Annotated in this window: 12 protein-coding genes; 8 read left to right on the top strand and 4 right to left on the bottom strand. The window is 64.1% G+C overall.

Going from position 1 to position 13,360, the window contains the following annotated elements:
* From FJ222_01330 to FJ222_01320, 3 genes are all read left to right on the top strand, one after another.
* The coding region (locus FJ222_01330) for an IS4 family transposase (GenBank protein ID MBM4163077.1) at nt 1–920 on the top strand (920 nt) is incomplete at its 5' end.
* A gap of 676 nt (nt 921–1,596) precedes the next feature.
* Nucleotides 1,597–2,298 (top strand): orotidine-5'-phosphate decarboxylase, encoded by a 702-nt coding sequence (gene pyrF / locus FJ222_01325; protein MBM4163076.1) that lies wholly within the window; start codon nt 1,597–1,599, stop codon nt 2,296–2,298.
* A 4-nt stretch (nt 2,299–2,302) separates the two neighbouring features.
* Nucleotides 2,303–2,962 (top strand): endonuclease III, encoded by a 660-nt coding sequence (locus FJ222_01320; GenBank protein ID MBM4163075.1) that lies wholly within the window; start codon nt 2,303–2,305, stop codon nt 2,960–2,962.
* Between the two features lie 26 nt (nt 2,963–2,988).
* Here the strand turns inward: FJ222_01320 and pheA are convergent, their stop codons facing one another.
* Together pheA and FJ222_01310 are read right to left on the bottom strand one after the other, a co-directional pair.
* On the bottom strand, nt 2,989–3,834 hold the full coding sequence (gene pheA, locus FJ222_01315) for a prephenate dehydratase (protein ID MBM4163074.1): 846 nt from the start codon (nt 3,832–3,834) through the stop codon (nt 2,989–2,991).
* A 15-nt stretch (nt 3,835–3,849) separates the two neighbouring features.
* Nucleotides 3,850–4,905 (bottom strand): phosphoribosylformylglycinamidine cyclo-ligase, encoded by a 1,056-nt coding sequence (locus FJ222_01310; GenBank protein ID MBM4163073.1) that lies wholly within the window; start codon nt 4,903–4,905, stop codon nt 3,850–3,852.
* Nucleotides 4,906–5,099: 194 nt separating this feature from the next.
* Here FJ222_01310 and ychF point away from each other — a divergent pair, with 194 nt between their 5' ends.
* The 5 genes from ychF to FJ222_01285 are packed head-to-tail and all read left to right on the top strand — an operon-like array spanning nt 5,100 to nt 11,286.
* Entirely contained in the window at nt 5,100–6,200 is a 1,101-nt protein-coding gene (gene ychF / locus FJ222_01305) for a redox-regulated ATPase YchF (protein MBM4163072.1), read from the top strand.
* A gap of 17 nt (nt 6,201–6,217) precedes the next feature.
* Nucleotides 6,218–7,141: a CBS domain-containing protein gene (locus FJ222_01300; GenBank protein MBM4163071.1), complete on the top strand. Its 924-nt coding sequence runs from the start codon at nt 6,218–6,220 to the stop codon at nt 7,139–7,141.
* Nucleotides 7,142–7,145: 4 nt separating this feature from the next.
* Entirely contained in the window at nt 7,146–8,666 is a 1,521-nt protein-coding gene (locus tag FJ222_01295) for a hypothetical protein (GenBank protein MBM4163070.1), read from the top strand.
* A gap of 32 nt (nt 8,667–8,698) precedes the next feature.
* Nucleotides 8,699–10,507 (top strand): aminodeoxychorismate synthase component I, encoded by a 1,809-nt coding sequence (gene pabB, locus FJ222_01290; protein MBM4163069.1) that lies wholly within the window; start codon nt 8,699–8,701, stop codon nt 10,505–10,507.
* Nucleotides 10,504–11,286, top strand: a complete 783-nt coding sequence (locus tag FJ222_01285; GenBank protein ID MBM4163068.1) for a hypothetical protein — start codon at nt 10,504–10,506, stop codon at nt 11,284–11,286. Before pabB ends, FJ222_01285 begins: the two co-directional genes overlap by 4 nt.
* Before the next feature lie 215 nt (nt 11,287–11,501).
* Here the strand turns inward: FJ222_01285 and FJ222_01280 are convergent, their stop codons facing one another.
* Together FJ222_01280 and FJ222_01275 are read right to left on the bottom strand one after the other, a co-directional pair.
* On the bottom strand, nt 11,502–12,335 hold the full coding sequence (locus tag FJ222_01280; GenBank protein ID MBM4163067.1) for a nitroreductase: 834 nt from the start codon (nt 12,333–12,335) through the stop codon (nt 11,502–11,504).
* Nucleotides 12,332–13,321, bottom strand: coding sequence for a patatin (locus tag FJ222_01275; protein ID MBM4163066.1), 990 nt, complete (start codon nt 13,319–13,321; stop codon nt 12,332–12,334). The genes FJ222_01280 and FJ222_01275 overlap by 4 nt, the downstream gene beginning before the upstream one ends.
* Between the last annotated feature and the right edge of the window lie 39 nt (nt 13,322–13,360).

Raw genomic sequence — 13,360 nt, 5'->3', positions numbered from 1 at the left:
GTGAGGTCTGCCCGGGCTTCACCGAATACGGCAGGCATTCCGGATTCATTTTCCGCTTGAAACGCGGCATCTTCGCGATGGACTCCACGACTCTGCAACTCACCCTGGCCAGCATCGACTGGGCGCGGCACCGCCGCAGGAAGGCGGCCGCCAAGTGCCACATGCGCCTGAACATTGGCACCTTTCTGCCGACGGTGGCCGTTGTAGAGGACGCCGGCCACCATGACTCGGTGCGCACTGTTGCGTTGTGCGCCGGGATGGGGCCGGGCGACGTGCTGCTGGCCGACCGGGCCTATGTCGATCTCGATTTCCTTTCCGACCTGAACACGCGCGGCGTCTTCTTCGTCTTGCGCGACAAGCGGCGGATGCTCTTCGAAACCATAAAGGAACTGCCCTGCTCGGGAAAGATCCTCAAGGACGAGCTCGTGCGCCCGGCGGGGGTGAAGACGTCGGAAAGCTACCCGACCGTGTTGCGGCGGGTCACGGCTCTGGTCACGGTCGACGGCAAGGAGCGCGAGATGAGTTTCATCACCAACAACACCAACTGGAGCGCCCGCACCATCGCCGAACTCTACCGGGCGCGCTGGACGATCGAACTGTTCTTCAAGGAGATCAAGCAGACCCTGCAACTGCGCGACTTCATCGGCACCAACGAACGCGCCGTCAAATGGCAGGTCTGGACCGGGCTGCTGGCCCACCTGCTGTTGCGCTTCCTCAAGCACCTTTCCCGCTGGCGGCACAGCTTCTCGCGCTGCGCGGGGATGGTGCGCGCCGCGCTCTGGGTCAAGGCCGACCTGCTGGAGATCCTGCAATGCTATGGGACAGCCGACGGACCGCACAGGCCTGTACTTTGCGCGAAAGAGCCGTTTCTGCCAGGATTCGAGGCGTTTTCCAGCCGGCCTGTGGGACAGCATGGCTGATTCACGGACGAAATGTGGCCGCTTTTCGTCACTCGCGGGAAGAAATTCGACACACGACATTTCGAAAATCCACTTCAAGCGCAAATCCGGCCCCTCATTGGCATGGGGTTACGACGCGTCACGCCCGTGAAAATGAGCCTGTGGGATGCTAGTGATGCCATGCCGCGCAGAACCTCGTCACCCTGCGGCGCCTCGCCTTCAACGCGGCCAAGCGCGAGAACACCAAGCTCTCAGCACGCGCCTGAAGGTCAAAAAGGCCGGATGGAGCAACGACTACCTGCTCGCTCTCCTCGGCATCGACCCCGCGTGACGGCTCAAGGCGCATGCCCGAGCGACGGCGCGAGGCCTCGCCCCGGCCGCCGCTTTGGACGAAACCGGGCCCATCGACCTGCTTTCCCGCCGGCACGCGCAGTGGATGGTCAGAGAACCCGGCCGGCCTTCGGAAAAAGGCAATGAAGCAATCCCTGAACCAGAAACTGACAAAGGTTCAGAAATTAGATGCGTTTGCCCTGGAGCCTGATCCGACACAGCGACGGTGGACAAACGCCTCGGAATGTGCGATATTTCTCTCGCTCGTTTTGGGCGCGGTATCAAGCCGCGCAGAAGACGATGGGACGAGCCTCCCTTAAAAGGGGAACGTCGTTGATCCCTCCACCCCCAATCCCGGTGATTGCCCATGGCTGAACTGATCGTTGCGCTGGATCTGTCGACCGCCGTAGAGGCCGAAGCGCTTGTCACGCGCCTCGGTGATGCTGTCTCGTTCTACAAGATCGGCCTTGAGCTCTTCAGCGCCAGCGGCCCCGATGTGGTGCGAGCCGTTACCGCGCAGGGGAAACGGGTGTTTCTCGACTTGAAACTGCACGACATCCCCCGCACCGTCGAACGCGCCGTCACAGCGGGAGCCGGGCTGGGGGTCAGCCTCATGACCATCCATGCCTCGGGAGGCCGCGCCATGATCCGCGCCGCCGCCGAGGCCGCTCGCTCCTGCGGCCCGTCCGCGCCGCGTATCCTCGCCGTGACCGCCCTGACCAGTCTCGATCAGAACGACCTGGCCGACCTGGGGATCGCCCGCCCGCTGCGCGAACACGTCACGGCCATGGGCCTTCTCGCCGTGCGTGAAGCCGGCGCCGACGGCATCGTCTGCTCACCGCAGGAAGTCGCCGCCATGCGTGCGACCCTCGGTCCGGAAGCGTTGCTGGTCACCCCCGGCGTGCGGCCTGCGGGCGCGGCGGTCGGCGATCAGAAGCGCGTTGCCACGCCAGCGGCCGCCGTTCGCGACGGCTCGACCCATCTCGTGGTTGGACGTCCGATTGTGGAAGCCCCCGACCCCCGCGCGGCGGCCCTGGCGATCCAGGCCGAGATGCGCCAGACCCGTTAGGCTCATGACAACCGCCGACATTCCCGCTGTCAACCGGCTGCTGAAAAGAGCCTTTGTCAACGCCCCCGCGCCGGTCGTTGATCTGATTGCGGCGCAAACCCGCGACCCGTTCCACGTGCTGGTCGGCACCATCCTTTCGGCCCGCACACAAGACGCCACCACGGCGGCCGCATGCCGCCGTCTGTTTCAGCGCGTCAATGCGCCTGGCGACTTGCGGACCCTGGCGGCAGACGAGCTCGAACGCCTGATCTACCCGGTCGGTTTCTACCGCGACAAGACCCGTCATTTGAAGGCGCTGCCCGACGCGCTTGACGCCCGTTTCGGGGGAGCCATTCCCAACACCGTGGAGGCGTTATGCGAGCTGCCCGGGGTCGGACGCAAGACCGCCAACCTGGTCGTTGCGCTCGGATTCGGCAAACCCGCGATCTGCGTTGACGTCCATGTGCACCGGATCAGCAACCGGCTCGGGCTGGTTCGCACAGGCACCCCGTTCGAGACCGAGATGGCGTTGCGCGCTATCCTGCCGGTCCGCTACTGGCGCACTTGGAATTCCTATCTGGTCGCCTTCGGCCAGACCCGCTGCCGCCCCGTCAGTCCGCATTGCGCGGGGTGTCCGTTGACGGCATTCTGCTCGGAGAGGCGTCTGATTGCTGCGCGTTCATAACCCACGCAGGCTGTTTGGCAAGCACCTCACGGGGCTGGTGTCGGCGTCCGGGCCGAGGGATACACGCCCAGGATATGCACCGTCTCGGCGACCTCGTGGAGCCGCGCGAGCGTCGGGGCATAGCCGGCATCGGTGATCGCGCCTTCGGCCTCCACAAAAAAACCGTATTGCCACGGCCGGCCTGATAGCGGACGCGACTGAATGAACGTCAGGTTCAAGCGGGCGGCCTGAAACGGCTCCAGAATGTGCAGAAGCGCGCCGGGGCGATTGGGCACGATCAGGTACAGCAGCGAATGGATGACGCCCGCGAATGACGCCGAGGGTGCAGGCGCGCCGCAGCGGACCACCGTGACAAAGCGCGTCTCGTTTGCGGCGCTGTCCTGAATATCTTCGGCAACCATGGTCAGTTGGTAGAGCGAAGCCGCCAAGAAGGTGGACACGGCAGCCGCCTGGGGTTCGCCGACCACGCGGCGCGCGGCTTCGGCTGTGCTGTCGAGCGGCATCTGGACCGCCTCAGGGAGGTGCGCGTCAAGCCAGTTCCCGCATTGCGCCAGCGCCTGGGGATGACTGTAGACCGTTTTGATTGTGTGCAAACCCCCGCCCGGCGACACCGCGAGGCAGTAGCGGACGCGCAAACCAAACGCGGCGGTGATGGTCACGCCCGAGGCGGCTGCGAGCAGGTCGAGCGTCTGCGTCACGGGGCCCTCGACCGCATTCTCGATCGGCACCACCGCCGCCGCATCGGGCGACCCGGCAAGCCGGGCGAAGACTTCTCTGAACGACCGGCACGGACAGCACGCTCCCGACCCGCCGCTCCAACGAATCGCCGCCTCCTGCGAATTCGTCCCCTCCGGTCCGAGATAGAGAATCATCGCGCAGATCCTTGCTTACGAATCCAGATACGCCACTCCGTGCACGCCCTTTTCAATCGCGCCGATCACCGCCGGTTCCGTCCGGCAGCGTTTGAGAATGTCCAGCGCGCGCGCGGCATCGGGCTTCCGGACGATCACCACAAAGCCGATCCCCATATTGAACACCCGGTACATCTCGTCACGGTCCACCCGGCCCTGATGCTGAATAAAGCTGAAAAGCGTCGGTGTTTTCCACGCATTCCGGTCAATCACCGCCCGGCAGCCTTCCGGCAGCACCCGCGGAATGTTGTCCATAAACCCGCCGCCGGTGATGTGCGCCATCCCCCGGATATCGACACTAGCCATCAGTTTCGTGATCGGCGTGAGAAAACTGCGATGAACGGACAACAGGATGTCGCCAATCGTCACGTGGGTGCCCGGCAGGCAATCCTTGATTGTAAACCCGCACTGGTCGAACAACACCTTGCGCGCCAAGGAGAAGCCATTGGTCTGCAACCCGCCTGAGGCCATCCCGATAATCACGTCACCCGGCTTGATCTGCTTGCCGGTGATCACCTTCTTGCGCTCGACCGTCCCGACGATGGTTCCCACCAGATCGTACTCGCCCAGCGGATAAAGCCCGGGCAGTTCGGCAGTCTCGCCTCCCAGCAGCGTACACCCGTTCTCCTTGCACGCCTTGCACAAGCCCGCAACCACATCATGAAAGATCGACTGCTCAAAGCGCGACGTGCCGATGTAGTCCATGAAAAAGAGCGGTTTGGCGCCCTGAACCAGAATGTCGTTCACGCAGTGGTTGACAAGATCCTGCCCCACCGTGTCATGCCGACCCGTCAGCGCAGCCACCTTGAGCTTGGTCCCCACGCCGTCGGTGCTGGCGACCAGCAGGTGCTCCTTGCCCGGCGAAGCAAACAGGCCCCCAAAACTGCCGATTCCGCCGACCGCGCCACTGGTGGCCGTTCCGGCAACCATCTTCTTGATCGATTGTATGCCGGACATCTTGGAGTCAATGTCAACACCCGCCTGAGCGTAAGCCGATATCCGCGCTGCCTGAACTGTTTTATCTGCCACCATGTCTGCCACCCCCTGGTAGACCCACCGCCAAACTCACATATGGACCCGACCCGCGCATAGAATAGCCAAACCCGGCGGAAATAATCCAGATAAAAGTGAAACGATTATTCGATTGCCTCATCTGCGGTGTTAGCCTATCATCTGGAGTCGTTTGCGCCGCTCGGTGTGGCCATGCCTCATAAGAAAGTCCTGTTATGTCCCTGGGAGTCGGTATCGTCGGTCTGCCAAATGTCGGCAAATCCACCCTGTTCAACGCCCTGACGCGCGCGCAGAATGCGGAAGCGGCCAACTACCCCTTCTGCACCATTGAACCGAACAAGGCGACGGTGCCCGTCCCGGACAGCCGGCTCGAGGCGCTTGCCAAAATCGCCAAGCCGGGCAAGATCATCCACGCCACCGTCGATTTCATCGACATCGCCGGCCTGGTCCGCGGCGCCTCCACAGGGGAGGGGCTGGGAAACAAATTCCTCGCCAACATCCGCGAAGCCGACGCGATCCTGCACGTGGTCCGCTGTTTCGACGACGACAACGTGGTGCATGTCGAGGCTGGCGTCGACCCGTTGCGCGACATCGGCATCATCGAGACCGAGCTGGTGCTGGCCGATATGCAGGCGCTCGAGAAGCGCCTGGACCGGGTCGGCCGGCAGGCCCGCGCCGATAAGGATCTGCGCAAAGAGGTCGAGGCCATGACGGCGCTGATGGCCCATTTGAACACCGGCGCGCCGGCCCGCTCCTTCGCGCGCGCCGACTCCGACCCGATCCTGACGACCCTCGCCGAACTGCAACTGCTCACCGACAAGCCGGTGATCTACTGCGCCAACATCGGCGAGGGCGAACTCGCCGCCGATAACGCGGCGGTGAAGGCGGTGCGCGCCCATACCACCTCCGTGGGAGCCGATATTGTCGTGATCTCCGCGCGGATGGAATCGGAACTGGTCGGCATGTCTGACGCCGAACGGGCCGACTTCCTCTCCTCGTACGGCCTCTCGGAGAGCGGACTGGACCAGACGATCCGCATGGCTTACCATACCTTGGGGCTGGCCAGCTATTTCACGGCCGGACCCATCGAGGTCCGCGCCTGGACCTTCCACCGCGGCTGGGCGGCGCCCAAGGCCGCAGGCGTCATCCACACCGACTTCGAGCGCGGATTCATCCGAGCCGAGGTGATCTCTTTCGACGACTACGTCCGCCTCGGCGGAGAAGCCCCCTGCCGCGGTGCCGGGCTTCTGCGTCTGGAGGGCAAGGAGTACGAAGTGCGTGACGGCGACGTCATGCACTTCCTGTTCAACGTGTAACCCCTGCGGAGGCGCCCATGCCTGACTCCATCCCCGCATCCAAGACCGACCTGGTCTCCTTCTTCGGCGTGCCAGACATCCTCTGCCAGGCGCCGCAACGGAATCATGACGACGTCATCCGTACCCTCGTCTACCGCCTGGCCGGCAACCATGGCATCGCCGACCCGCAGGCGATCACCGAAGCGGTCATCGCCCGCGAACAGGCGACCTCTACGGTGATGCCCCATGGCGTCGCCATTCCGCATGCCCGGCTCTCCGGGATCGAGCGGCCCTATGTCGCCGTCGCCACCTCGCGCGAGGGGTTCCATTTCGACGGCCACACCATCTATCTGGTGCTCCTTGTGCTGGTGCCGATGGACAAACCGACCCTCTATCTGCAGACCCTCCGCTCGATCGCTGGCATCCTGCGCGAGGACGACGCGACCCAGCACCTGGCCGCCCTGAAGACTGCAGAAGAGGTGCTGCGCTTCTTCCAGACCGGGGGCCTGAAACTGCCGGCCTACATCTGCGCAGCCGACATCATGACGCCGCCCGGCATCACCCTGCGCGACAACGCCAGCCTCAAAGCGGCCATCGACATCCTGTCTGACAATGACATCGACGAAGTTCCGGTAGTCGACAAGGAGGGCGACCTCGTGGGCGTCGTGAGCGCCAGCGCCCTGCTCAACGTCTGCCTCCCCGATTACCTGCTGTGGATGGACGATCTCTCGCCGATCCAGAATTTCGAACCCTTTGCCGAGGTGCTGCGCAAGGAGCACAACACCTGGCTGAGCGAGATCATGTCCGAACGGTTCGCCTTCGTTCAGGTCGGCTCGCCCGCCATCCAGGTGGCCGCCGAATTCGCCCGTCAGAACGTCGTCCAATGCTACGTGCTGAAAGCGCGACGCCTCATGGGCGTCATCACCCTCCGCACCTTCCTCCACAAAATCTTCAGGGCCTGAACCCATGAGCACCTCCAGCAACCCGCATCCCGTATCCGTCAGGGAACAACTCGCCAAGGCCGCCGCCCTGGTCACGATCACCGGCACCCTCGGCTGGCTGGCGCATGTGGTCGGCATCGCCCACCAGACGAACCAGGTGATCTCGGTCTGCACCTTCATCGCCGTGATCTGCACCACGCTTTTCTTCTGGCAATACCGCCTCGCCGCCGCTTTCCTTGGCATCGCCCTGCTGATCGGCACGCGCGTGTTCACCCTCAAGGGGATGCTGGCCGCGACCGAACTGGACATTATCTTCTTCCTCATCGGCATGATGACCATTGTCGGCGTCCTCAAAGACCTCGGCCTCTTTACCTGGCTGATCCAAAGCGTCATCGGATTCCGTAAGATGAACGGCTGGATCTTTACCCTGATTCTCTGCCTGCTCTCTGCGATCATGGCTTCGGTGGTCGACGAAGTGACCTCGATCGTCGTCATGCTGGCCCTCGTCTTCCAAGTCTGCGACACCCTGAAGTTGAAGCCCACGCCGTTTGTGCTGATCTCGGTTATGGCCACGAACATCGGCTCTTCCGCGACCATGCTCGGCAATCCGGTCGGCGTCTTCATCGGCACCAAGGCCGGCTTCACCTTCGGCTACTTTCTGCAGCACGCGACCCCGGTCGCCGCCGTCTGCCTCGCTGTCGCCACCGCCACCTGCATGGTCTGGTTCCGCAAAGATCTTCGGCTGATGTCGGTGCGGATGGCCGAGCGCCGCAGCGCCAACGAGGGGCTCGGCCCGCTCTTCCGCATCCCCCACCGCCGCGGCCTGGTGATCCTGCTCGGCACCGTGGCTCTGATCGCCTGCCACCACCAGTTCGAACTTCTGCTCGGACTGGTCGGCCCCGGTGTCCTCCCCGAAATCGCGGCCCAGAACAAAAACGCTTTCCTGATCATCACGCCGCTGATCATCGCCGGCCTGCTGATGTTCTACCGACCCAAGCGGGCGCGCCATTACATCGAACATGAGGTTGAATGGTGGACCCTCCTCTTTTTTATGATGCTCTTCGCCGTGGCCGGCGGACTGGAACAGCAGGGCGTCACCGAGGAACTGGCAAAGAAGCTGAACGCCCTGGTAACCGGCGGCCCCAAGGCGATGATCCCCTTCGTGCTGTTCGTCTCGGCCATCGGCTCGGCTTTTGTCGACAACATTGTCTTTGTCGCCGCCTTCACCCCGGTCATCCAGGTGCTGCAGAACAGCGATGCCAGTTTCTCGCTCCTCTGGTGGGCGCTCCTCTTCGGCGCTTGTTTTGGTGGCAATATCACGGCCATCGGGTCCACCGCCAACATCGTCGCCCTCGGCATGTACGAGAAACGCTACCACGCGCATATCGGATTCATGGAATGGCTCAAGATTGGCGCGGTAGTCGGTTTGCTGACCAGCCTGGTCGCCTGGGGGATGATGGTGCTCAAGCCCATTCCGAAAGCCTCTGACACGCACGCCCCCGCTGCCACGCCAGCGGCCGTGATCGCTCCAGCCCCTCACGAATGACACGTGCCGAGGCCACGGATCGCGACTAGTGAATGCCACTCTCCCCTGACACACCCGGAACCGTTATACTGCGGGACTCGCCGCCAACAGGCGAGCCCCGCTGGCTGGCTTTTTCCGACCCGGAGCGCATCCTCACCGCCCGCACGGTGGCGGAGGTCGAACCCCTGCTGCGCCGCGTCGAGGCGGGTGTCGGCGCGGGCCTGTTCGCCGCCGGCTACATCGCCTATGAGGCCGCCCCCGCATGTGACCCGGCCTGCCGCACGCAGCCACCGCCTGTCACGCCAACCGCTCTGCCGCTGGTCTGGTTCGGACTCTACCGCCGCGCCGAGAGGCTCGACGCCCTTCCGCCCGGTGCCGCGCGGCCACCAACGCTCCTCTGGACGCCATCCGAATCGCCCGCCGTCTACGCCAGCCGCATTGACCGCATCCGCGCCCATATCGCCGAAGGCGACACCTACCAGGTCAACTACACCTTCCGTCTGAGCGCCCCGTTTGACGGCGATCCCTGGCCCCTGTTCCTGGCGCTCGCCGCCGCGCAGCAGAGCCGCTACGCCGCTTGGATCCGTCTGGACGGCCATACCCTGTGCTCCGCCTCGCCCGAGCTGTTCTTTCGCCTCGACGGCGATCACGTGCTCTGCCGCCCCATGAAGGGGACGGCCATCCGCGGTCTCACGCCCGCCACAGATCGCGCCGCTCGCGCCGCCCTCCGCAATTCGCCGAAGAACCGGGCGGAAAACGTGATGATCGTGGACATGATCCGCAACGACCTCGGCCGCGTGGCCATCCCCGGAACGGTGCGCGTCCCCCGCCGCTTCACCGTCGAACCCTATCCGACCGTCTGGCAGATGACCTCCGATGTCGAAGCGCGAACCGACGCCGGACTCGCCGACCTGCTCGCGGCGCTCTTCCCCTGCGCATCGATCACCGGCGCGCCGAAGATCCGCGCCCTCGATCTGATCGCCACGCTCGAATCATCCCCGCGCGGCGTCTACACCGGCGCCATCGGCTACGTCGCGCCCGGCCGTCGCGCCCAGTTCAGCGTGGCCATCCGCACCGTGGCGGTGAATCACGCCGCCGCCACCGCCGAGTACGGAACGGGTGGCGGGATCGTCTGGGACTCCAGCGCAAGCAGCGAATACGCCGAAGCGCTCGCCAAAACCCGCATCCTCGACGCGCCCCCCGCCGATCTCTGCCTGCTCGAAACGGTCCTTTGGCGACCCAAACGCGGGTTCTTCCTTCTTCGCAGCCACCTGCGCCGCCTCGTCGCCTCCGCGCGCCTCCTCGGTTTCCCCTGCGACACCTCCACCGTACTTCGCTGCCTCAATGCGGCCGTCGCCAACGCCGACACTTCCCTGCGCGTCCGGTTGCTCATTCCCCGCGCCGGCCCGCCCGTCGTCGAGACCGCCCCCGCGCCGCCGCCGGTCGGCCGGCCGTGGCGCATCGCCCTCGCTGCACAACCGATCGACCCCGATCTGACGCTGCTGCGACACAAGACAACCTGCCGAACCCTTTACGACAACGCCCGCGTCAACCTGCCCGAGGCAGACGATGTGCTGCTCTGGAACACCCGCAGTGAAATCACCGAGACGACCGTGGCCAACATCGCCCTCTGCAACAAAGGCCGCTGGTTCACCCCTCCCCTCGCCAGCGGCCTCCTCCCCGGCGTCTTTCGCGACCGGTTGCTGCGCACGGGCCGCATCACCGAACGTACCCTCACCCGTGACGACCTCCGCACCACCGATGGCATCGCCCTCTTCAACTCCCTGAGAGGGTGGATTCCGGCGGAGTTGATAGAACCCTGGAACAACCGTTCGCACCACAAACATGAAGGAGATGAGTGAGAAGGAAAGAGAAGATTCCAGACACCGAGACGAACGGGTTCCGCAGGATACTGCCGGATTTTTTTGCATTCGTGCTAGGTTTGGGGCAGGCCTATTTATTCAAGTGGAACACAACGGACTTGGTCTGGAGCTTGTGGTTATGCAGTCTGGTCACGGGGTATCTGACGATCCTGTCGATTTTGAGCGGCGGGGCCGCCACCGGGATTCGGATGCTCCGTCAGAAAGAAATCAAGCGAACGCAGTGCCTGCCGGCCATCCTGATTGGGCTGATGGTCGGCCTGTTCTTTCTGGGTTTCTTCTCGCTTCATTTCTGCGGCTTTCACGCGATTCACTCGGTGTTTCTGCGGCAGTTCTTCCCGATCGACGGCATGCCGAGCGACGGTTTCGGCGAGGCGTTCATGAATCCGCCCTTGCTGTGGGCGCTGGTATTCCGGCACCTCCTGCAACCCTATGGTCTCTTTCTCATCCCGGCGCTCATCGCGGAAAGGAAACAGGTGTTTTTTCCTCTGATCCGGGCGATCGAGGGCGAACGCCCGTTTAAGCCAGTCCGCAGTTTCGCGGCGGGCTGGCTGACCGAGACGCCGGACACGAAGCCTTACGATCTGGGCGACGCGATGGGCCGACCCTACATCAACGTCGTGCGGATGCACCTGCTGATCTTCTTTTTCGCCTTCTGCCACATCCTGAAGATCGAGTCCTTCTTCATCTATGCGGTGGTCTACTCGGTCTACTTCTTTCCGTGGAGCGAAGTGAAGGGGTGGAGAAGAAAGCGGATCTGATTCTCGTGTTCCGCTCCATTCGTTGCGAGTTTACGTTTGAGGCTCTTGCAAAACCCCGTCAGTACGGGCGTGGCACGGGCATCTTGCCCGTGTTTCACGGGCGGGACGCCCGTGCCACGGGGGTTTTGCAAGAGCCTCGTTTATAAGGAGAAACAGGGGACATAGAATACGAGTCCATCCGGTCGAGCCCTACTCCATCGTACTCGCCCCTTCTCTCACGGCATCTGTATGCGCCGGACGCGCGCGCCCTCGTCGCGCTGCACCGTCCGGGCGTAGCGAACGGCGGGCAGACCGAACAGCATGGCGTAGTAGTACTGTCCCGGTGCCACGCCCACAACCTCCCGGAGCTCCGGTAGCTGTTCCAGCACCATTTTCGCCAGCCCGCACCAGACCGTGCCCAGACCGGCGCTCTGGGCCATGAGTTCAAAATAGGCCAGCGCCAGGTTCACATCCTCCTGCGGACAGGCGGATTCGAGGGAGGCCGAGACTACCAGCAGATGCGGCGCGCCCCGAAAAATGATGTCGACGCCCTGGTCGAACCAGGCTGGCGCAGCCTCGCTGATGAAGCCAGAGGGATCCCGCAGCAGCCCCGCCTTCGTCATCTCGGCCAATCCGTTCAACGCCTTGAGGCGAAACCGCTGCATGGCGTCCTTGTCGTCGACCACGGAGAACGTCAGCCCCATCCGGTTGCATCCGGTGGGGGCGTTTCCGAGCGCCGCCAGCAGGCGCCGCAGCAAACGCGGATCCACATTCTCATCCCGGTAGCGGCGGACGCTGCGACGCCCCCGGATCAGGTTGGTCATCGCGTCCAGCGTCGGGAGCGAGCCGCCGGCGAGCGCGATGCTGGCGGCGGGGTCGCGCCCGCTTATCGAGATCGCCGCTGCGGGGCAGACCGCGAGGCAGTGCTGACACTGGATGCAATCCCCCTCGTTCTCCGCGCGGATCCGGGGCGGCGCGTCGCCGGACCGCTCGATGATCTGCGACGGACAGTCGAGCACGCACTGTCCGCAGCGCGTGCATGTGGTGCCATTCACACGAAACTGAATCATGCCGATACCTCCCTCTTGCTTGTTTGATCCATGTGCAACAGCGCCCGCTCCATGGCGGCATCGCCGGCGGCGACCGCTTCGCGGGCACGTTGAAATTCGAGCGTCTGAATGTGCCCGACGGCAGGCTGGACCAGCAAGTCGGGCGGTTCCTGCACGAGGCGGGCCCGCGTGATCTGGTTTTCAACGAGGCGGAGCGTCTGCGTGAGCACCTCGAAGATCGATGCCGATCCGGGAGCGACCTTGAACCAGCGCGCGAGTGCGGCTTGTGAAGCCTGCCGCAGCGGAGGCAGCTTGGACGACCAGTCGTCGATCATCTGACGCCAGGCTGCCGGTGGTCCGCCGTCCTCTGCGAGGGCCGGGACAGCCTCCTGTCGCGGAGCCACAGGCGGGGGATCGCGCGGCGTCCGGCCCAGCTCGGACACATTCAGGTTGACGTCCACGCCGATGACGAAATCCGCGCCCATTGCCCGCGCGACGCTCACCGGCAGGGGGTTGACCAGCCCACCATCCACCAGCAGACAGCCGTTGCGCAGCACGGGTGTGAAGATGCCCGGGATGGCGATGCTCGCCCGCACGGCCTGATCCACCGGCCCGGCGTCAATCACGACCTCCTGCTCGGTTCTGAGATCGGTGGCAACCGCAGCAAACGGCAGGTTGAGCGTACCGAAGGTGTTGCCGCCGGTCAGCTCCCGGATCAATCGCTGCAATCGGCGGCCCGAAAGAAGCCCGGACCGGGACAGGCTGATTTCGACAAACAGTTCGAACAGCCGCCGCCGATCCAACGTGTTCGAAAGGGCGTTGACCACGTCATGACGCCCTGCCGCAAAGGCCGCGCCAAACAGGGCGCCTGCGCTCGTGCCCACGACACACACGAGAGGAACCCGGTGCCGGATGAGGCCATTAAGCGCCCCGACATGCGCCCAGCCTCGGGCGCCGCCACTGCCGAGAACAAGTCCGATTTTGGGTTGATGGGGCGGTGCTGACATGGGTCGGTGCTCGGTTGGCTTGGATCCGGGATGTGAATG

Source organism: Lentisphaerota bacterium, from assembly GCA_016873675.1.
Classification (GTDB): Bacteria; Verrucomicrobiota; Kiritimatiellia; order RFP12; family JAAYNR01; genus VGWG01.
The sequence above is the reverse complement of the archived record's forward strand: the minus strand, read 5'-3'. Positions and strand labels throughout refer to the sequence as shown.